This is a genomic window from Parabacteroides gordonii MS-1 = DSM 23371 (assembly GCF_000969825.1).
In the GTDB taxonomy this organism is placed as follows: Bacteria; Bacteroidota; Bacteroidia; order Bacteroidales; family Tannerellaceae; genus Parabacteroides; species Parabacteroides gordonii.
Genome location: NZ_KQ033919.1, coordinates 619,983 through 640,989, shown reverse-complemented (window position 1 = coordinate 640,989; position 21,007 = coordinate 619,983). Strand labels below are relative to the sequence as shown.

General features: G+C 37.5%; 14 protein-coding genes and 2 rRNA genes. 12 read left to right on the top strand and 4 right to left on the bottom strand.

Going from position 1 to position 21,007, the window contains the following annotated elements:
* From HMPREF1536_RS26960 to HMPREF1536_RS02505, 3 genes are all read left to right on the top strand, one after another.
* Positions 1-2,716: ribosomal RNA gene (locus HMPREF1536_RS26960) — 23S ribosomal RNA — on the top strand.
* 108 nt (positions 2,717-2,824) lie between these two features.
* Positions 2,825-2,935 (top strand): 5S ribosomal RNA (rrf, locus tag HMPREF1536_RS02510).
* Between the two features lie 139 nt (positions 2,936-3,074).
* Complete coding sequence (locus HMPREF1536_RS02505; RefSeq protein WP_028728572.1) at positions 3,075-3,998, top strand: AraC family transcriptional regulator; 924 nt, start codon at positions 3,075-3,077, stop codon at positions 3,996-3,998.
* Between the two features lie 66 nt (positions 3,999-4,064).
* Here the strand turns inward: HMPREF1536_RS02505 and HMPREF1536_RS02500 are convergent, their stop codons facing one another.
* The gene (locus HMPREF1536_RS02500) at positions 4,065-6,233 is read right to left on the bottom strand and encodes a tetratricopeptide repeat protein (RefSeq protein WP_028728571.1); all 2,169 of its coding nucleotides are present in this window, start codon (positions 6,231-6,233) and stop codon (positions 4,065-4,067) included.
* Positions 6,234-6,317: 84 nt separating this feature from the next.
* Here HMPREF1536_RS02500 and lepA point away from each other — a divergent pair, with 84 nt between their 5' ends.
* The gene (lepA, locus tag HMPREF1536_RS02495; protein WP_028728570.1) at positions 6,318-8,105 is read left to right on the top strand and encodes a translation elongation factor 4; all 1,788 of its coding nucleotides are present in this window, start codon (positions 6,318-6,320) and stop codon (positions 8,103-8,105) included.
* A 160-nt stretch (positions 8,106-8,265) separates the two neighbouring features.
* On the opposite strand, the gene HMPREF1536_RS02490 is transcribed toward lepA, so the two are convergent.
* Positions 8,266-9,105 (bottom strand): CvfB family protein, encoded by an 840-nt coding sequence (locus HMPREF1536_RS02490; protein ID WP_028728569.1) that lies wholly within the window; start codon positions 9,103-9,105, stop codon positions 8,266-8,268.
* A 198-nt stretch (positions 9,106-9,303) separates the two neighbouring features.
* Here HMPREF1536_RS02490 and HMPREF1536_RS02485 point away from each other — a divergent pair, with 198 nt between their 5' ends.
* From HMPREF1536_RS02485 to HMPREF1536_RS02450, 8 genes are read left to right on the top strand one after another with little or no spacing between them, the layout of a single operon-like run.
* Positions 9,304-10,113 carry a polysaccharide biosynthesis/export family protein gene (locus HMPREF1536_RS02485; RefSeq protein WP_028728568.1) on the top strand — a complete coding sequence of 270 codons (810 nt, stop codon included), beginning with the start codon at positions 9,304-9,306 and terminating at the stop codon, positions 10,111-10,113.
* Between the two features lie 11 nt (positions 10,114-10,124).
* Entirely contained in the window at positions 10,125-11,747 is a 1,623-nt protein-coding gene (locus HMPREF1536_RS02480; protein ID WP_028728567.1) for a GumC family protein, read from the top strand.
* Positions 11,748-11,761: 14 nt separating this feature from the next.
* Positions 11,762-13,570 carry an aminotransferase class I/II-fold pyridoxal phosphate-dependent enzyme gene (locus tag HMPREF1536_RS02475; RefSeq protein WP_028728566.1) on the top strand — a complete coding sequence of 603 codons (1,809 nt, stop codon included), beginning with the start codon at positions 11,762-11,764 and terminating at the stop codon, positions 13,568-13,570.
* Positions 13,571-13,591: 21 nt separating this feature from the next.
* Positions 13,592-14,533, top strand: a complete 942-nt coding sequence (locus tag HMPREF1536_RS02470) for an ornithine cyclodeaminase (RefSeq protein WP_028728565.1) — start codon at positions 13,592-13,594, stop codon at positions 14,531-14,533.
* 17 nt (positions 14,534-14,550) lie between these two features.
* Positions 14,551-15,819, top strand: a complete 1,269-nt coding sequence (locus HMPREF1536_RS02465) for an oligosaccharide flippase family protein (RefSeq protein ID WP_028728564.1) — start codon at positions 14,551-14,553, stop codon at positions 15,817-15,819.
* On the top strand, positions 15,797-16,588 hold the full coding sequence (locus HMPREF1536_RS02460; RefSeq protein WP_028728563.1) for a LicD family protein: 792 nt from the start codon (positions 15,797-15,799) through the stop codon (positions 16,586-16,588). Before HMPREF1536_RS02465 ends, HMPREF1536_RS02460 begins: the two co-directional genes overlap by 23 nt.
* Before the next feature lie 12 nt (positions 16,589-16,600).
* Positions 16,601-17,767 (top strand): non-hydrolyzing UDP-N-acetylglucosamine 2-epimerase, encoded by a 1,167-nt coding sequence (wecB, locus tag HMPREF1536_RS02455; RefSeq protein ID WP_028728562.1) that lies wholly within the window; start codon positions 16,601-16,603, stop codon positions 17,765-17,767.
* 11 nt (positions 17,768-17,778) lie between these two features.
* Positions 17,779-18,963 carry a glycosyltransferase gene (locus HMPREF1536_RS02450; protein WP_044192672.1) on the top strand — a complete coding sequence of 395 codons (1,185 nt, stop codon included), beginning with the start codon at positions 17,779-17,781 and terminating at the stop codon, positions 18,961-18,963.
* A 53-nt stretch (positions 18,964-19,016) separates the two neighbouring features.
* Here HMPREF1536_RS02450 and HMPREF1536_RS02445 read toward each other — a convergent pair whose 3' ends face one another.
* Positions 19,017-20,246, bottom strand: coding sequence for a hypothetical protein (locus HMPREF1536_RS02445; protein ID WP_044192670.1), 1,230 nt, complete (start codon positions 20,244-20,246; stop codon positions 19,017-19,019).
* Entirely contained in the window at positions 20,243-21,004 is a 762-nt protein-coding gene (locus HMPREF1536_RS02440) for a glycosyltransferase family 2 protein (protein ID WP_028728559.1), read from the bottom strand. Before HMPREF1536_RS02440 ends, HMPREF1536_RS02445 begins: the two co-directional genes overlap by 4 nt.
* Positions 21,005-21,007: the final 3 nt, after the last annotated feature.

Here is a 21,007-nt window from a genome sequence, read left to right as displayed (position 1 = left end):
GCGAACGTGGGGAACTGAAACATCTAAGTACCCATAGGAGAAGAAAATAAAAATGATTCCGCAAGTAGTGGCGAGCGAACGCGGAAGAGCCCAAACCAATACTGTTTAGGCAGTATTGGGGTTGTAGGACCACGTTGTGGCAAGAAATTAGTAAAGTAGAACACTTTGGAAAAAGTGATCATAGAGGGTGAAAATCCCGTATACGACTTACTAACGAAGCCTAGTGGTATCCTGAGTAGCGCGGGGCACGAGAAATCCTGTGTGAAACTGCGGGGCCCATCCCGTAAGGCTAAATACTCCCGAGAGACCGATAGCGAACCAGTACCGTGAGGGAAAGGTGAAAAGAACCTCGAACAGAGGAGTGAAATAGACCCTGAACCCGTCTGCCTACAAGCGGTCGGAGCAACGTAAGTTGTGACGGCGTGCCTTTTGCATAATGAACCTACGAGTTACTTTCTCCGGCAAGGTTAAGTGGTTCAGCCACGGAGCCGAAGCGAAAGCGAGTCTGAACAGGGCGGTTTAGTCGGAGGGAGTAGACGCGAAACCAAGTGATCTACCCATGGTCAGGTTGAAGGTTAGGTAACACTAACTGGAGGACCGAACCGGTAAGCGTTGAAAAGCTTTCGGATGAACTGTGGGTAGGGGTGAAAGGCTAATCAAACTTGGAGATAGCTCGTACTCCCCGAAATGCATTTAGGTGCAGCCTAGGGTTAGTATAGTATGAGGTAGAGCGACTGATTGGATGCGAGGGCTTCACCGCCTATCAAGTCCAGATAAACTCCGAATGCGTACTATATATTGCCCTGGAGTGAGGGCGCGGGTGCTAAGGTCCGCGTCCGAGAGGAGAAGAATCCAGACCATCAGCTAAGGTCCCCAAATAACAGTTAAGTTGAACTAACGAAGTCAGACTGCAGAGACAGCTAGGATGTTGGCTTGGAAGCAGCCATTCATTTAAAGAGTGCGTAACAGCTCACTAGTCGAGGAGTTTGGCGTGGATAATACTCGGGCATAAACTGTTTACCGAAGCTATGGATCCAGTAATGGATGGTAGGGGAGCATTCCAGTGGCGTAGAAGGTGAGGGATAACCCTTGCTGGAGTAGCTGGAAAAGCAAATGTAGGTATAAGTAACGATAAAGGAAGTGAGAAACTTCCTCGCCGAAAGACTAAGGTTTCCTGATCAACGTTAATCGGATCAGGGTAAGTCGGGACCTAAGGATAAGCCGAACGGCGATTCCGATGGAAGAATGGTTTAATATTCCCATACTACTTTATGGAGCGATGTGGAGACGGAGAAGTGACAGTCCTGCTGCCTGACGGAATAGGCAGTTAAAGGGTGTAGACGTTGATCTGAGTAGGCAAATCCGCTCGGAGAGTCGAACCTGACAGTATACCGAGTACTTGTACAAGGTAATATGGACGTAATCAGGCTCCCTAGAAAATCCGCTAAGCATATTCATAGAGTACCCGTACCGTAAACGGACACACGTAGTTGGGTTGAGAATACTGAGGCGCTCGAGTGATTCACGGTTAAGGAACTAGGCAAATTGACCCTGTAACTTCGGGATAAAGGGTCCCACTGTAACAGGTGGGCGCAGAGAATAGGTCCAGGCAACTGTTTAACAAAAACACATGGCTGTGCAAAATAGAAATATGACGTATACAGCCTGACACCTGCCCGGTGCTGGAAGGTTAAGAGGAGATGTCATCGCAAGAGAAGCATTGAATTGAAGCCCCAGTAAACGGCGGCCGTAACTATAACGGTCCTAAGGTAGCGAAATTCCTTGTCGGGTAAGTTCCGACCTGCACGAATGGTGTAATGATCTGGACACTGTCTCAACCGTGAGCTCGGTGAAATTGTAGTATCGGTGAAGATGCCGATTACCCGCGATGGGACGAAAAGACCCCGTGAACCTTTACTATAGCTTTACATTGAATTTGGGCAACTAATGTGTAGGATAGGCCGGAGACTTTGAAGCAGGTACGCTAGTATTTGTGGAGTCGCCGTTGAAATACGGCCCTTTGGTTGTTTGAGTTCTAACTCGCTAAGCGAGGACACTGTATGGTGGGTAGTTTGACTGGGGTGGTCGCCTCCAAAAGAGTAACGGAGGCTTCTAAAGGTACCCTCAGACCGATTGGTAACCGGTCGTAGAGTGTAATGGCATAAGGGTGCTTGACTGGGAGAGAGACAACTCGATCAGGTAGGAAACTAGAGCATAGTGATCCGGTGGTTCCGCATGGAAGGGCCATCGCTCAAAGGATAAAAGGTACTCCGGGGATAACAGGCTGATCGCTCCCAAGAGCTCATATCGACGGAGCGGTTTGGCACCTCGATGTCGGCTCGTCACATCCTGGGGCTGGAGAAGGTCCCAAGGGTTGGGCTGTTCGCCCATTAAAGTGGCACGCGAGCTGGGTTCAGAACGTCGTGAGACAGTTCGGTCTCTATCTATCGTGGGCGTAGGATATTTGCGAGGCTCTGACACTAGTACGAGAGGACCGTGTTGGACAGACCACTGGTTTACCGGTTGTACCGCCAGGTGCACCGCCGGGTAGCTAAGTCTGGATTGGATAAGTGCTGAAAGCATCTAAGTACGAAGCCAGCCTCAAGATTAGATATCCCCATGAGGGTCGTCGTAGACTACGACGTTGATAGGCTACAGGTGTAAGGGCAGTAATGTCGAAGCCGAGTAGTACTAATAGCCCGAGACTTTCTATTTCCGGTAGGAAGGATTGATATATCAGCAGATGGCAAGTAGCAATACAGGCCATAAAGCGAAGGTTACTGTTAAAGTAGCGTTGTCCTAGGTCAAACATCTTAAAAGGTATTAAGGTGGTTATAGCGTTGGGGATCCACCTCTTCCCATTCCGAACAGAGAAGTTAAGCCCAACCACGTCGATGGTACTGCGTAAAAGTGGGAGAGTAGATAGCCGCCGTTTTAGAGTCAGAGACTCAAAACAAGGAAAAGGGATCAATCGAAAGGTTGGTTCCTTTTTGCATTTATGACAGATCACACTTTCTATATATAGATACCAATTCCTATATTTGTACTTCATTCGATTAAAACAATCTATAAACGTGGCGAATACAATACGACAGGATCATACTAAACAAATCAACCGGGTTATTGATTATATAAATTCGAATCTGAACAGGCAGATCTCAATAGATGAGTTATCATCTCTGGTTGATATTTCTACTTATCATTTCCACAGGATATTTACGACATCCATAGGTGAACCTGTTGGAAAGTATATTCTTCGGAGAAGATTAGAACGAGCTGCCAATGTTTTGTTGAGCGATCCTCTTGCAATTAAGGATGTGGCGTATGATTGGGGGTTTTCTTCTGCTTCTTCCTTTTGTCGTAGTTTTAAGCGTCATTTTGGTGTTTCAGCCGAAGAATATCGTCGCAAAAATGGATATCCGGATAGCAAGAAATGTCAATTCAAGAGCATAAATGAGCAACATACCTCGCTTTATTCACGGTACTTTTGTCGTGATAAAACAATTAAAGTAAATGGTATGGATATGAATTGCACTTTTGAAATTAAACAGATGCCTGAGAGGGCTATTATTTATTGCCGTCACCAGGGAGCATTGGATCAGATGCAGGAGGCTTTTGCCAATCTTATGAAATGGGCATTCCCCAGAGGATTTGTTTCACAATCGGATATGAGACTATTGTCTGTTTATCATGATGATCCCCGGGTTACTCCGAAAGATAAGTTAACTGCAGATGCAGCCATGTTTGTTCCGGAAGAAATAAAACCGGAAGGTATTGTTGGAAGCTATAAGCTTTCCGGTGGTTTATATGCGGTTGGACGTTTTGAGCTATCAATGTCTGAATTTCCGGCTGCCTGGATGGCCATGTTTGATTTATTGGAAGAGAATGGTTGTAAATGCGGTTATGGACATCATTATGAAATTTATCAGAACAACCATGATGAACATCCGGAAAAGAAGTTTATTGTAGATATTTGTATACCTGTCGAACCGGTATAAGCATAGCATATCTAATAAAAAAGCCCTATTCACTTTTTAATGAATAGGGCTTTTTTATTATTGAAGTTATAAAGAATCATTTAATACATATCTAAGTTGATCCATCATCAGGGATATTTCCGAATCTTCTATACCGGCGACGATCAGGTCTGGAATATCCTGGTTGAATTCTTCCTGGAACTTATGGAAGTTTCCATCTTCTTTTTCTATAGCTTGTCTGTAGAACTCTATAGCTCCCTTTATATTTTGCAGAGCCCATTCTGTATGGCCGGCATTTAACATATCCTGCGTATTAGGCTGGTTTGCTAATATTTTTTTATAGTAATTACGTGCCTGGTCATATTTGCCGGTCAGGAACGAACACCAGGCTATCGGGCGCCATGCTTTACTGTTGCTATCCATATAATCAACTTTGAAGAAACATTTTAATGCTTCACTGTAGTTTCTGAGTTCCAGATAACAATGTCCTATGCTGACCGTAATAGACAAATTGTCGGGATTCAGTTTCTCATACCGGCGATAATATTTCAATGCTTCTTCCGGCTCTTTCAGCGAACGGTAACAACCGGCGATTCGGCGAATCACCCATTTGCTTTGCGGATTTAAAAGGTCTGCTCGCAAATAAGCATCGAGAGCCCCCTGTAAGTCATCATTCATCTGTTTACAGTAACCGATTTTCTGAAAAAGAATATCACTTTCCTGATTCGTTTCGGCCAACTGATTGAATATGGTTAGGGCATCGCTGAAATAGTTTTTACGTAGGTAATATTCGGCAATCGTACTCAGGCTTTCTTCATCGGAGATATAAGGACGCAAAATATCTAGATTGTGGAAATCAAGAGGCATCGTGAAAATATCATTGAAATCCAAATGTCCCGGATATATTTTGAAGAAACGGTACAAGTCTTGTATATACTGTCCTGTAATAGTTTCCAGTTTTCCTCGTTTACTGATCAACTCTTCCTTGTTTTGCTGGATCATTTCAGTTGCCTGGCTGTCAAATTGATTCATCATCATTTTCTTTGCTTCTTCAGGTAATTGCATCATACTGAAGTATAATGAGTATTTATCTGAATTGCACATGAATGCCGCAAGCGTCATAGAGTCCAGCATCTGTTTTTCACCATTATTCTGGTTAAAACGATTTCCGAACGATGAATGTTCTGTTGTGAATGGCAGAAGCCAGTTGCTTAGTTCACGGAAAAAGGGGAAACTTTTTAAATGAACAAAGGTGGAATGCATAACATCAGCTCCTTCTTGTTGCAATTCACTGAATTCTTCCATCTTTTTACCGAGTGAACTGTCTGCAAATATATTTTCCCATTCCGGGTTCATTTCTTCTCCCAACTGTTCCGGGGTAATGTCTTTCAGATTTATTTTATTGCTGATCTTAGGACTTAGTTTCATCATTTCCGGAATGATCTCGTTTTGTAGTTTCCTGGTGATCTTTTCGGTTTCACGGGCCAGGATAAAACGCAGTGTGATCGTTCGTATTGCTTTCGTGAAGCCGGGTGCCTCAGAAAGAACATCCAACCTGTTTGTTATTTGCGGATAAAGAGCCGTTCTTTTCCTGTAAGTATATAATGTTAGCAGGATAGAAATCAGTGCACGTACTTTAATCTCTTCATTTTCATGATTAGCAGCGTCAAACAACAACATGAGTTTTTCCGGATCGAAAGCTGCCTGCAATCCCAGCATTAGTGATGAAACGATCTGGCTACCTGCTGTAAACGGAAGTTCGTTGTCGAAAAGGATGTTCTTTATTACGGCAGCTTCTTCGACAGTAAAAGGATCGGATACCCATATTTTATTGAACAGGACGATAAGCATTGCATCATATTCAGCATTGTTTCCTGTCGCATAATGCTTGTTGAGTTGGAGACGCAGATTCTCGAATGTTACGTTTGGCTGAACCTGCAAACTCCTGCGTCGGCTGTAAAAGGCCAAAGGCGATTCGATTGCCAGTGCTTTATGCCTGATCCGGTCAGCCAATTCGTATGAAGAGGTCTGAATCTTGTTATATATTTGTTCCTGCATCGGATCTTTAGCTCCTTCAATGCGATAGCGCAACATATATTTATATGTTTCCTGCAACTCATTCAATTTGTCCTGGAACGCTATTTCGCGACTTCCGGAAATGAGTGCCTGAATGGAATCAAAAGCATTCTTTAATTCCTTACTATCTAATGAACCGACAATGCGGTTGTATGCTTTATTTATTTCTTGTAGTGTCATATAATATTAACAACAAATGGTATGCCAAAAGTATAGTTTTTGACCTAAAATTCCTATCTTTGCACACTTAAAATAAATTGGCACATGAAGAATATCCGCAATTTCTGTATTATTGCTCATATTGACCATGGTAAGAGTACTTTGGCTGACCGTTTACTTGAATACACCAAGACAGTCGAAGGCAAAGACTTACAAGCGCAGGTTCTTGATGATATGGATCTGGAACGCGAACGAGGCATTACAATCAAGAGTCATGCCATTCAGATGAAGTATAATTATAAGGGTGAAGAATATACCTTGAACCTGATTGATACTCCGGGACACGTGGACTTTTCATACGAAGTTTCCCGTTCTATTGCTGCATGTGAAGGGGCTTTGCTTATTATCGATGCTGCCCAGGGAATTCAGGCGCAGACAATCTCTAATCTGTATATGGCTATCGAAAATGACCTGGAGATAATTCCTGTCATGAATAAGATAGACCTTCCGAGTGCTATGCCGGATGAAGTGGAAGATCAGATCGTTGAGTTGCTGGGGTGTCCGCGGGAAGATATTATCCGCGCTAGTGGTAAAACCGGTGAAGGTGTTTTTCAGATACTTGATGCTATTATTGATAAGGTTCCTGCTCCGAAGGGAGATCCGGATGCTCCTCTTCAATGTCTTATTTTTGACTCGGTATTTAATTCATTCCGTGGTATTATTGCTTATTTTAAAGTGGTGAATGGAGTGATCCGTAAAGGAGATCATGTGAAATTTATTGCAACAGGCAAGGAATATGATGCAGATGAAGTAGGTATATTAAAACTGGAAATGTCTCCACGTAGCGAGATCCGTACGGGGGATGTTGGTTACATTATTTCCGGAATTAAAACTTCCCGTGAGGTACGGGTCGGAGATACGATCACTCATGTGGCTCGTTCGGCGAAAGAAGCGATTGCTGGTTTTGAAGAAGTGAAGCCGATGGTATTTGCCGGTGTTTATCCGATCGATAGCGAAGATTTTGAGAATCTGCGTGCTTCGTTGGAAAAACTGCAATTGAATGATGCTTCTTTGACATTCCAGCCGGAAAGTTCAGCTGCGCTGGGTTTCGGCTTCCGTTGCGGATTTCTGGGGCTGTTGCATATGGAGATTGTACAGGAGCGATTGGATCGGGAGTTTAATATGGATGTGATCACGACTGTACCGAACGTATCGTATAAAGTGTTTGATAAAAAAGGTAATTGTCTGGAGGTGCATAATCCAAGTGGCCTGCCGGAGCCAACATTAATAGATCATATCGATGAGCCGTATATTCGTGCTTCTGTCATAACAAATACGACTTTTATTGGCCCGATCATGACACTTTGTCTGGGTAAGCGCGGTATTTTGCTGAAACAGGAATATATTTCAGGTGATCGTGTAGAGATTCATTATGATATGCCTTTAGGGGAAATTGTAATTGATTTTTACGATAAGCTGAAAAGTATTTCTAAGGGATATGCTTCTTTTGACTATCATATCCATGATTTTCGTCCAAGTAAACTGGTGAAACTGGATATTCTGTTAAATGGGGAACCTGTAGATGCCTTATCAACGCTTACGCATGTGGACAATAGTGTGACATTTGGACGTCGTATGTGTGAAAAACTGAAGGAGCTTATTCCCCGGCAACAGTTTGATATTGCTATTCAGGCAGCTATCGGAGCTAAGATTATTGCCCGTGAAACCATAAAAGCTGTTCGTAAGGATGTAACGGCAAAATGTTATGGAGGTGATATTTCTCGTAAGCGCAAGTTGTTGGAAAAACAGAAAGAGGGTAAGAAGCGAATGAAACAGATCGGAACAGTGGAAGTTCCGCAGAAAGCGTTCTTAGCTGTATTGAAGTTAGATTAAAAACAGCATTAATAAACGAACATAAATCAATCTATATAGGGTGACGCCGCACTAAACAAGCGGCGTCACTTTTTTTATGGTATTTGGGGCATTGGCTTAGTCACGTAGAAATAGTTTCATCCCGATGGAACAAAAGTTTCTTCAGTATGAAACAATAGTTTCAGCAAGGAGAAACTAAACTGATGCCTCCATCTTCCAATGTGATGAGATGTTGCCTGTAAAGAGCACCGATAGCTTGTTTAAAACTTTTTTTACTACATTGGAAAAGAGACTGAATGACTTCCGGATCACTTTTGTCGTGTACAGCGATAAAACCTCCCTGGCTTCTTAATGATTCGAGAATAACTCCGGCCAATCCTTCTATTTTCTGATAACCCAGCGGAACAAGGCTTACATCAATTTTTTCATCTTCACGGACTTCTTTGATATACCCTTTGAGTTCTTCCCCCTTTTCCAAACGGCGAAAGACTTCATTATAATATACTAATCCCCAGTGTAGATTATTGATGATAACTTTATAGCCGATCTCTGTTTCGTCAGCTACCAACAAATTTACTTCCTGATTGAATGTATATTCAGGCATTACATTATCCAGATACTTATCGATACGAGCGGAAGCGACGATCCGTCCTGTAATATGATCGAGATGGACATATACCAGATACCATCTGCCTTCACGCATCGGCATTTTCTGCTCTTTGAAGGGTACTAGCAGATCCTTCATTAATCCCCATTCCAGGAATGCACCTGTACTATTCACTGATTTTACTTCCATGAATTTAAATTCACCGACAGTAGCCAGCGGATGGACTGTTGTTGCTATTAGCCTGCCCTCATTATCATGGTAAATAAAAACTTCCACTTCATCCCCCGGCTTTACATTCTTAGGAACATAACGAGCAGGAAGAAGTATCTCTTTCCCATTGCCTCCATCCAGATAAACCCCGAAATCGAGGTCTTTAACTATTTTAAGTGTGTTGTATTTTCCTACTTCAAGCATAATCTTTTTCTTTTGATACAAAAGTACGGGATAATTTAGAAAAAGGAAGAAATTTAGGTCTCTTTTTAATTGGCTATGCAGCAATATATCAATAAATGCATCGTTATAAATGTAACTTTAGGATTGGAACTGTATTTTTCGTCCGTCCATTGAAATAAAAGTAGTATATTTGTAACTTGTTTGAATGAAATAAATTTTATGAGATTAACATTATTCTTTACGACGTTGTTTTTATTATTAATGGGTGCTTGTTCTGTGCCTAAAGATGTGGTTTATTTTCAAGGTGTAGATGCTTTGTCCCTATCACAGATAGAAGAAATATCTCAAACATACAATACAAAGATAGCTCCCGATGATTTATTAAATATTTCTGTAGGTTCGTCTGATCCGTCTGTTGTAACACCTTTTAATCTTCCAGTTTATTCTTATGCACAACAGGGAGAGGATCCGATTGCCCCAGCTGGAGGACTGTATACATATGCTGTAGATAAAGAAGGTAATATTGATTTCCCCGTACTAGGTCGGATACATGTAGCTGGTTTAACAAAGCGTGAACTGAGTGATGAATTGAAAAATAAGATAGTTAAATATGTAAAAGATCCTTTAGTTACAGTACAGATAACAAACTTCAAGGTGATGGTTTTGGGTGAAGTTACTCGTCCTGGAGGATTGGCGGTCAAGGGTGATAGAATATCTATTTTGGATGCTATTGGTTATAGCGGAGATTTAACAATCAACGCAAATCGAAAAAACATATTGGTGATTAGAGAACGTGAAGGTAAAAAAGAATTTGGGCGTATGGATATTACGGATCCGGGTATTTTTGCTTCACCTTTTTATTATTTGCAGCAAAATGATGTAGTTTATGTTGAACCTAATCCGGCAAAACAGAGAAACTCTAATTATAGTCAGAGTAAACAATATAACATAACTGTATTTTCTTCCATCTTGAGTACTGTTTCTGTAATAACAACCGTAGTTCTCGCTATTAGTAATGCCAAAAAATAAAGTAAGAAGATATGAACGAACTGAAAGACAAAGAAGTCATAGCTCTTAAACATATAATTGTTTATTATTTGCACCATTGGAAAGTTTTTGCTGTAGCATTTGTGATATCATTAATTCCGGCGGTATTATATTTACTGTTATCCCCCAAAACTTATGAAATGGCTTCTAACATCGTGATCCAAGATGATAAAAGTTTGCTTTCATCTGGAAGTATGGGACTAGGAGATGCAGCAGGTATTATGAAATCTTTTGGTCTTGGTGGTGTTTCTGGTTCTGGTATAAATATAGATGATGAACTTAGTGCGTTACAATCTGTTGATTTATTAAATAAGACTGTTTTGGATTTGGGATTGAATGTGGAATACTATAAGCCGTATGCTTGGAAATATCAGATGTATGATGAAACACCATTGTTGATTCAGGCTGATTCTTCTGTGTTTACTTCTGTGTATGAGGATATCGCATTGAATGTAGTAGTTGAAAAACAAAATGTAAAAATCATAGTTGAAACTGGTAAAAGAAAGAAAGAATATAAATTTACATCTTTGCCGGCTATATTGAATTTGGAACAGGGAATCTTCACTGTAAAATATGCAGATGATTTTAGAGATTCTTCTCCAAGTGTAGATATGCAGATTGTTGTTAGACCTTCTCGATGGGTAGCAGAGGAAATATTAGACGACTTGGTTGTTGAAGAATATTCAAAGACCTCTAATGTAATAGAGTTGGGGTGGCGTGACTATGAGAAACGAAGGGGGGTCGATTTGCTTACTACTTTGGTGAATAATTACAATAGTCGTGCAAATATGATTAAGCAAGAAGAAGGAGAAAAATCACTTGTATTCCTAAATAATAGGATTGATAGTGTAACTTTTGATTTAGGAAATATAGAAAAAGCTATAGCTATTTATAAGGCTAAAAATAAATTGACGGATTTAGAGTATGATATTCAATTTTACTCAGAACAAATGAAAGAACTTCAGTCTAAGATAATAGAAGTCGAAGCCCAATCTCATGTTATTGAGATGATGGATACTTATGTTAAAAATCCGGCAAATCAATATAATATTGTTCCGACATTGTTATCTGTTCAAGAAGGAGAAAAAGGTAGTGCTATATCACTTTATAATGAAGCCTTGATGGAACGTGCTAGGTTGTTACAAAATTCAAGTGAAAACAATCCGTTGATAGAGGCTATGGAGGATCGGATAAAGAGTTTGCGTTCAGGTGTTTTCTTGACTATAGCAAATGCCAAGAATGGACTAGTTCTGACTTTGAATGATTTGAAAGGCAAGGAAAAGTTGATTTATGATAAAATGTCAAGTGTGCCAGATCAAGAACGTGAGTATATCGATTATAAACGTCAGCAAGAAATCTTGCAGGGGGTCTATTTGATATTATTGCAGAAAAGAGAAGAAATCGCCTTGGCGATTAATGGACAAAGTAAATCTAGAGCTCTTGTCATTGATTCTGCATATGTCAAAAAAATGCCAGTGGGACCTAGAAAGTTATTTGCAGCGATAGGTATGCTTCTTTTTACATTGATTATTCCAATAGGATATTTGTTTGGGAAAGAACAGCTTTTAGAGTTGATCAAGATTTATAGAGAAAGTAAAGCTGCAAAGTTTAATTAAAAAATAGACTTAATATGCAAGTTGTTATTTTAGCAGCGGGAATGGGTAAGCGTTTAGGTAAGTTTACCCGGAATAATACAAAATGTATGATTCAAGTTAATGGTACGACATTGATAGAACGTGCTTTGACTCAATTTTCTGCTTTGGATTTGAAAAAAGTCATTATGGTTGTAGGCTATAAAGGAGATGAACTTCGAAATTTTATAGGTGATTCATACAATGGCTTATCTATTGAATATATAACAAATCCAATATATGATATTACAAATAATATCTATTCATTATTTTTAGCAAAGGATCATTTGCAGCAGGATGATACCTTGCTTATTGAGTCGGATTTAATATTTGAAGATCAAGTATTGGAAAAAATATTATCTGATCCTTATCCTAATATTGCATTGGTGGCTAAGTATGAAAGTTGGATGGATGGAACTGTTGTTACGTTAGATAATGATAATAATATATTAAATTTTGTAACTAAGAAGGCTTTTAATTTTGACCATAAGGACTCATATTATAAAACCGTTAATATATATAAGTTCAGTAAAGATTTTTCGATAACACACTATGTCCCTTTTTTAAATGCATACATTAATTCATTAGGTAAGAATGAGTATTATGAGCAAGTATTGCGTGTAATAGCATTGTTGGACAAACCGGATTTGAAAGCCTTGCCATTATCTACCGAAAAATGGTATGAAATTGATGATATTCAAGATTTGAATAATGCTGAATCAATTTTTGCGGAAGATAAGAATAAATTGCCTCTATATCAAAAGAGATATGGTGGATATTGGCGTTTCCCTTCTTTATTAGATTTTTGCTATTTGGTGAATCCATTCTTCCCTCCAGAGAAGATGAAGAAAGAGATGCGTGCGAATTTTGATATTCTTTTAAGCGAATATCCTTCGGGCTTAAATGAGAATACATTGTTGGCTGCCAAGTATTTTGGATTGTCTCGCGATTATATCTGTCCAGGAAATGGTGCCGCGGAACTCATTAAATCTTTGATGAATATGCTGCTAGGTTCTTTAGGTATAGTTTGTCCTACATTTGAAGAATATCCTAACAGAAGAAAAAAAGAAGAAATTGTAACTTATGTTCCCAATAACAAGTCTTTTAGTTATACCGCTAAAGATTTGGTTGAGTTTTTTGATTCAAAGGACATAGCAAGCCTATTATTGATTAATCCGGATAATCCTTCTGGAAACTTCATACCGAAAGAAGATATTTTTTTCTTGTCTGACTGGGCTGCCAGTAAAAATATCACCTTAATTGTAGATGAGTCGTTTGTGGATTTTTCAGACTCTTATGATGATAATTCTTTATTGCAAGATTCTATTTTGGAAAAGTATTCTAATCTCATTGTGATAAAAAGTATTTCTAAATCGTACGGTGTTCCAGGTCTTAGATTAGGTGTTCTGGCATCCAGCAATGTTGATTTGGTCAAAAGAATCCGTGAAGATCTTTCTATCTGGAACATAAATTCTTTTGCCGAATTTTATATGCAAATTTATAATAAGTATGATTTGGATTATAAGCATGCTTGTAAGTTGTTCATAAAGGAACGAGCTCGTTTTTATTCCGATTTGACTCAAATAGAATTTTTAAGAGTCATCCCCTCTCAGGCAAATTATTTTTTGTGTGAGGTTCTTGACGAATATTCTTCAAAGCAATTAACAGAACTACTTTTGACAAAGTATAATATTCTGATAAAGGATTGTAGTGAAAAAAAATCGTTTAAAGGAGAAAATTATATTCGTATAGCGGTGCGTTCTACAATTGATAATCAGGCGTTGGTGAAGGCATTAAAAGAGTTATAACATTTAGGAAAATTATCAATTATGAAATTTATCAATTTTGAAGCAATACAAAGACTGGAAATATCTTCTTCAATTTGCTTGGAGTGGGTTGAGTCTGCTTTGAGGATGAAGTATGACTGTTGTCTTCCCAGCAAGATAAGTATGAAAATTAATCCGGATATTTTTTTTAATACTATGCCTTCTTATCTTCCTGCCTGCGGACGTTTTGGTGTTAAGATCGTATCTCGTTTTCCGGAAAGAAGACCTTCTTTGTTGAGTGATATATTATTGTATGATTCAAATACGGGTGAAGCTTTAGCTCTGATGGATGGTAGCTGGATTACAGCTATGAGGACTGGTGCAGTAGCTGCTTTATCTATAAAATACTTGAAGTCATCTTTTGCGAAGGAATATGCATTTCTTGGTTTGGGGAATACGGCTCGTGCTACTCTATTATGCTTGTTGTCAATATTGGGCGATGAACCTTTACATATTCGGTTATTAGCTTATAAGGAACAGGAATTGCTTTTTATGGAGCGTTTTAAAGAGTTTTCCAATTTAACTTTTTCTATTTATAATGATACCGAAAGTTTGATTACAGGTGCAGATGTTGTAGTCTCGTGTGTAACAGTCGCTCATGAACTTTTTGCATCAGACTCTTGTTACAAACCGGGTGTTTTGGTTGTACCTGTGCACACAAGAGGATTTCAGAATTGCGACTTGTTTTTCGACAAAGTTTACGCAGATGATACCAATCACGTATGTGAATTTAGGTATTTTAACCAGTTTAGGCAGTTCGATGAATTTACCAATGTCCTATTACTGAAAAATCCAGGTAGAATTTCTGACGAAGAAAGGATACTAGCCTATAATATAGGTATTGCTTTGCATGATATTTATTTTGCGTCTGAAATATATGACAAACTAAAAGATTCTTTTTCTGATATTGCGAGTAATATGACTAATGAAAAATTTTGGGTATGACATAGTTTTGAATAGTCATGAAGTTAGGAAAATACAATAAATATAAACTAATAGCTCATAATACGACATATCTGACAGTATTGGAGATTTTAAAAATGATAATGCCTTTTGTCGCATTACCCTATTTAATTTCTACGGTAGGTTCTGAAAAATACGGATTGGTTGTTTTTGCTCAAGCTATTATTTCATATTTTATTATTCTTGTGAATTTTGGGCTAGACGTATCAGCGGTAAAGAATGTTTCGGTGAACAGAAATGATAATGGGAAACTTGGTGAGGTGGTTTCTTCCGTACTATTGATAAAGGCGTTTCTGTTTGTCTGTTCTTTTATTATTTTGTCGGTACTGTTGTTGTGTGTCAAACAATTTAGGGAAAATGCTGTTTTGTTTTTGTTGTCTTTTTTGTCTTGCTTGTCGGAAATTTTGTTTCCATCGTGGTTTTATCAAGGAGTAGAGAAGATGAAATACATTACTTTGATTCGTTTTTCCTCAATCTTATTTTATACAGTAACTGTATTTTTGTTTATAAAGAGCCAGGGTGATTATTTGTTGATACCTCTGCTTCAATCTTTGGGATGGATTTTATCGGGAACCATCTCTTTTTTCATGTTGATTAAGATTGAAAAGATCTCTTTGTATATTCCGAAATTTGAATCAATGAAGAAATACTTTTTAGAGAGTATACCATTCTTTGTTTCCAGAATATCAGTTGTTGTTAATGCTAGTATGGCTAAGACGGTGTGTGGTATTTTATTTTCTATGCATGAGGTGGCGGCATTTGATTTGGCTCAGAAAATCGCAATGACAGCTTTAGTTCCTCTGCAAATGCTGAATCAGGCAATTTTTCCTCATATCGCAAAGACGCTCGATCGCCTTTTCGTAAAGAAGTGTTTTAAGCTGATTTTGTTAGCTATATCATGCATTGTTGTTGGAGTTTACTTGTTTGCTCCTCTTATGGTTCATTTATTATCAGACGGGAAACTACCGGAGTCGGTTGATATATTGAGAGTACTATGCTTATTCATTTTTAGTGGAGGCATCACTTCCTATACAGGATCACCGGTTCTAGTCTCTTTTGGATATGCCAAGCCTTTTAATAGAAGTGTTATTTTATCCACTATAGTGCTGATAATTATTTATATAGGATTGTATTTTGCTGATTTATTATCTATTATAAACTTTGCATTGGCTTTGGGTATTGCAGAATTAGTAATAGCAGTATATAGATTGTATTATTGTAATCGTTATAATTTGATAAGATTTTATGGACGAACTTCGACGGTTTAATCCGGAAGGCTCTGTTTTAAGGCTTCATCAGAAAAGAATGCTTTGTTTGTTGGAATTTATAGATACAATATGTAAGAAACATCATATTGACTATTGGTTAAGTTCGGGAACACTTCTTGGTGCAGTTCGTCATGGAGGATTTATTCCTTGGGACGATGATTTGGATATTGAGATGTTACGGGCTGACTACGATAAATTAATGAAAGTGTTGCCCTCTGAACTGCCTGATAATTTGATTCTTCAGACAACATATACAGATAAGAATTATGTAGCTCCATATTCCAAATTACGTGAATTGGATTCTTCTATATCTGAAGTGAATGGAGTTGGAACAAATTATAAGTACAATGGTATTTATATAGATATTTTTTATTTAGAGGAAATACCGCGACCCTTAGTAAAACTATCTTCTAGATTACATGGGTATATTTATCGGTTGTCTTACATCAAAAATGATCGATATGGGATAAAAAAGGGAGTGATGAGAAGTCTGCTGTTTTTGTTGACTCATGTTGTTTATCCTTTTTTTCGTTTTATAGCAAAATTATCACCAACACAGGAATTGAGGTTGGGGCTAGGATCTGGTTTTTTAGGGGCAAGACGGAGAAAAGATATTTTCCCTTTGAAAGAGATTATGTTTGAAGGTAAAATGTTTTCTGCTCCTAATAATTGTGATGGTTATTTATCCTTACTTTATGGTGATTATATGAAATTGCCTAATTTAGATAGATTGGTGTATCACATAAGTGAAATTAAATTGGAAAAATAAATATAGACAGATATGAAAAAGGTAATGCTTGTTTTTGGAACTCGCCCAGAGGCAATAAAAATGTGTCCGTTAGTGAAAGAATTTCAAAAAGAATCGGATAATTTTGAGGTCGTTGTTTGTGTAACGGCTCAGCATCGTGAGATGTTAGATCAAGTATTGCATTTGTTTGATATCAAACCGGATTATGATTTGAATATAATGAAACAAGGGCAAGATCTGTATGATATAACGTCTCGTGTTTTGCTTGGCTTGCGTGATGTTCTGAAAGAAGTATCTCCTGATATTGTATTAGTACATGGAGATACGACTACATCTACAGCTGCTGCGTTAGCGGCATTCTATCAACAAATTGCTGTAGGACATATTGAAGCCGGACTAAGAACTCATAATATCTATAGCCCTTGGCCTGAAGAAATGAATAGACAAATAACAAGCTGTATCGCATCTTATCATTGTGCACCAACGTTGTTGAGTCGTCAGAATTTGTTGGATGAAGGTGTTTCTGAAGATAAGATTTGGGTGGTCGGTAATACTGTTATAGATGCTTTGCATATGGTCTTAACGCGGATTGGATCGGATAAAGATATTGAAAATAATATTCGGTGTAATTTGGGACAGAATGGGATTTCTTCTGCTCTATTTTATGAATGGGAACAGGGGAAAAGAAAAATGGTGTTGATAACAGGACATCGCAGAGAAAATTTTGGGGAAGGATTTATTCACATATGTAGAGCAATACGAACTTTGGCAGAAAAATATCCCAATGTGGATTTTGTTTATCCAATGCATTTGAATCCCAATGTGCGTCAACCAATTATGGAGGTATTTGGTGAAGATTATCATGAGAATCATTCAAATGTCTACTTGATAGAACCCTTGGATTATTTGCCATTTGTTTATATGATGAATCATTCAACAATCGTGTTGACTGATAGTGGTGGTATTCAAGAAGAAGCTCCCGGTTTAGGTAAGCCGGTTTTGGTGATGAGGGACACAACTGAACGGCCTGAAGCTGTAATTGCAGGAACTGTTAAATTAGTAGGAACAGATTATGACCGTTTAGTTAATGAAGTTTCAGCGTTGTTAGATAATAAAGATTTGTATGATGTTATGTCAAAGGCTAATAATCCTTATGGAGATGGCAAAACATCAAGTCGTATTGTGGACTTATTTCGTTGAGAAGAATAAGTATGAAGAAAAAGAATGTATTGGTAATTCACAGAGGTTATCCTTTGGGGATTGAAGCTGGCGACAAAGTAAGAACATTAAATATGGTTGGATCGTTGCAACATATGGGATATAATGTGATTTTGTTGGGCTTTTTTACTCGTGGAATATCACTGCTTAAAACAGAAAAGAAAACGTTACCCAAAGGGATTAAATCGATTTTTCTATATTCTTTACCTAATCGTATGCGATTGGCAAAAATAGCTGAGTTGTTTCGTGCTATAGAGACTTTTATTATTTGTAAATTTTATTCTATTGATATTATTCAAGCTGAATTATCTGCATCTGCTCCTTGCGCACGCTTTGTCCCTGATATACCTTTGATAACGGATTTTCATTCAGATCTTGTCCCTGAATTAGAGATGGGAGGATATAGTCAAGATGTAATTGAACATGCTGCATCCGAGAATAGATTTGCATTGAAACGTTCAAATAAAATCATTACAGTATCTGATAAATTATTTGAGAATTTGTCGGTTTATAATAAAATAGAAGCTCAACATTTTGTTCTTCCCTGTAATTTTAATGCTGAACCTTTTATGGTATTGAATTCGGATGTTCGTAAGCAATTACGAACTGAATACGGTCTTAATGATAAAATTGTTTTATGTTATTCCGGTGCTTTTCGAGTTTGGCAATGTATTCAGGAAACATTGGATGTTGTTATTCGTTTGAGACAATTGAACCCTTCTTTTTATCTGTGTATTTTTACGAATGATGATGTTACCCCCTACAGTAGTTTGTTAGAGCAATTAGAGGGTAATTATATGGTGAAAGGATTAAGTCGAACAGAAGTCCCTTCATATTTGTCAATGGCAGATGCCGGTTTTGTGTTGCGGGCTGATAGTTTGGTTAATATAAATTCATCTCCAACTAAGACTTCCGAATACTTAGCTGCAGGAATGATGGTGATTGCTACTCAGTATGCTGGTGATGCTCCTATGCAAATAAGTGAAAGTTCTTGTGGTATTGTTTTTGACGATTTATCAATTTCTGATGACGAGATAAGGATACTGAATGAGAAATTACTTTATTATGTTGAGAATTATGAAAAGTGTTCGGTAAAAGCTAAAAAGTATGTTTTTAATAATAGAATATGGAGCTCTAATGAAGTAAAGTTGGTTGATTTGTATAATGAATTAAGATAAATAAAAAGTGATAGTAAAAGAGCAAAACCAATAGTGAATTTTGCTCTTTTTTTTCAAAAAGTAGAGACTTTATTTTGTTTCTCATCTCGATCAGAGAATAGTAGACCAAGTATTATCATCATGAAAAAGCCTCTATGACCGGTAAATGTGGCATCGGCAATACTTTCAATGAGAAAATATCCTGTGATGAGAAGTGCAATCACTAAATTCTTAGGATTTTGATTTAACTTAAATATTTGGTAAGTTTTATGGGCTACGAAGAAAAAGAAATATATAAACAATAAGATACCAACTACTCCGAACTGGGCTAAACAGGGGTAATAAGTATCAGCAATATAGCTATAATCAACACTATTCATACCCCAAATCTTATCTATACCGTATTTAGCATATAAAGGGGAATAATAAACTCCGGACGAATAAGATGCAAAACTTGCAAAGCCTGAACCAAAAGGGAAATAATCAACAAGAACATCCAAAGATGTAACGTATAACATCATTCTGGCTAATAATCCAGTTTCAACATCTTCAGCATCACCGCTAATTGCAAAATATAAATCTAATTTTTGCCATCCTACTAAAACAAGACCTGCTACAATGAGTAAAAAAGCGATAATTGTTTTTGCATTAATTTTCAAGTTCTTGATATATGGAGAATAAAGAGTCAGTATAAGTGCAAGCAAATAGAAACCATAGAACTTGGAACGGGTTGAAAATAGACCTACGGAAAGCATTAGTATGAATATAAGCCTGTCTTTTTTAGTATTACCTCTACAGTAATAAAATAAGAACGAGACAGCTATAACCGAAGCAGCAAAGAAAGCGACATGGAACATCAAAGCATCTATTATGCGGGGGATAAATACGGATAAAACACCCAAAAAGAGTAGTATAAGCCAAAAGATAAAACAAATAATTCTGAGTATTGATTTTTGATTGTTTGAAAACCTGGGTTTTAAGTAATAAACCGCAAAAAATGCTAGATAGGGTTTAAACTGAATAATGAAATCTGAGATAATTGCTTTTTTTGTATTGCTACCAATATAAAATGAGTAACATAGGTAGAAAATAAAAATGGCTGAAATAACAAGGAAGGATTTATTTACGTACCAACCTTCCGTTTTAAAAATGACATATCCAAAAAATACAATTAACATGAGTGCACATATTTCATCTATCCCGTCAAATCCGATTGTTCCATAGAGCAATAACCCGAATATGAGGGTAAATATCAGATATTTGAAGAATGTGTTATTTATAAATTCTTGTAATACGCGATTCATTTTCTTAATTTTGATTTTGCATGTATAAATTGAGGTATTTTTGATAAAACTTTCAATGGTAAAGAGATATATGGGTTAAATCCATTATTTTTATACATTCTCATATCTTCTTTCCATTTTATTATTGTTTTATTAAAGCTTGTAGAAGCTCCTCCCATTCGCATGCGAACGATATACTCATCGAGATATGATATTTTGAAATTACTTTTATAGAGACATCGAACAAGAAAATCGGAGTCAGCTGCAATTTTGAAACTTTCATCATAATATCCTATTTGTGCAAAACAACATTTTCGCATGTATACGGTTGGATGTAATGGCAACCATCCTTTTTTTACTTTATTTTTATTGTATTTCCCACTAATCCATTGACGTGTGATTTTATTAATATTTTTACAATCAACAAATAGTCCATTGCCATAAACTAGTTCGGAATCTGTTTCTTCAAAACGTTTGACGATATGAGATATTGTGTTTGATGCGTATAAAATATCATCGGAATGCAATAGTCCCACAATATCTCCTGTTGCTGATCGGATCCCTTTATTGATTGCTTCATACATTCCTTTGTCTGGCTCAGAAACGAATGTTGCTATCTTTTCTTTATATTCGTTTATAATTTCAACTGATTTATCAGTTGATGCTCCATCTATCAGAATATATTCTATATTCTGATAATCTTGTGATAAAACACTCTCTATAGAGTCTCTGATTGTTTTTTCTCTATTAAAACAAGTAGTTATTATTGAAACTTTCATTTA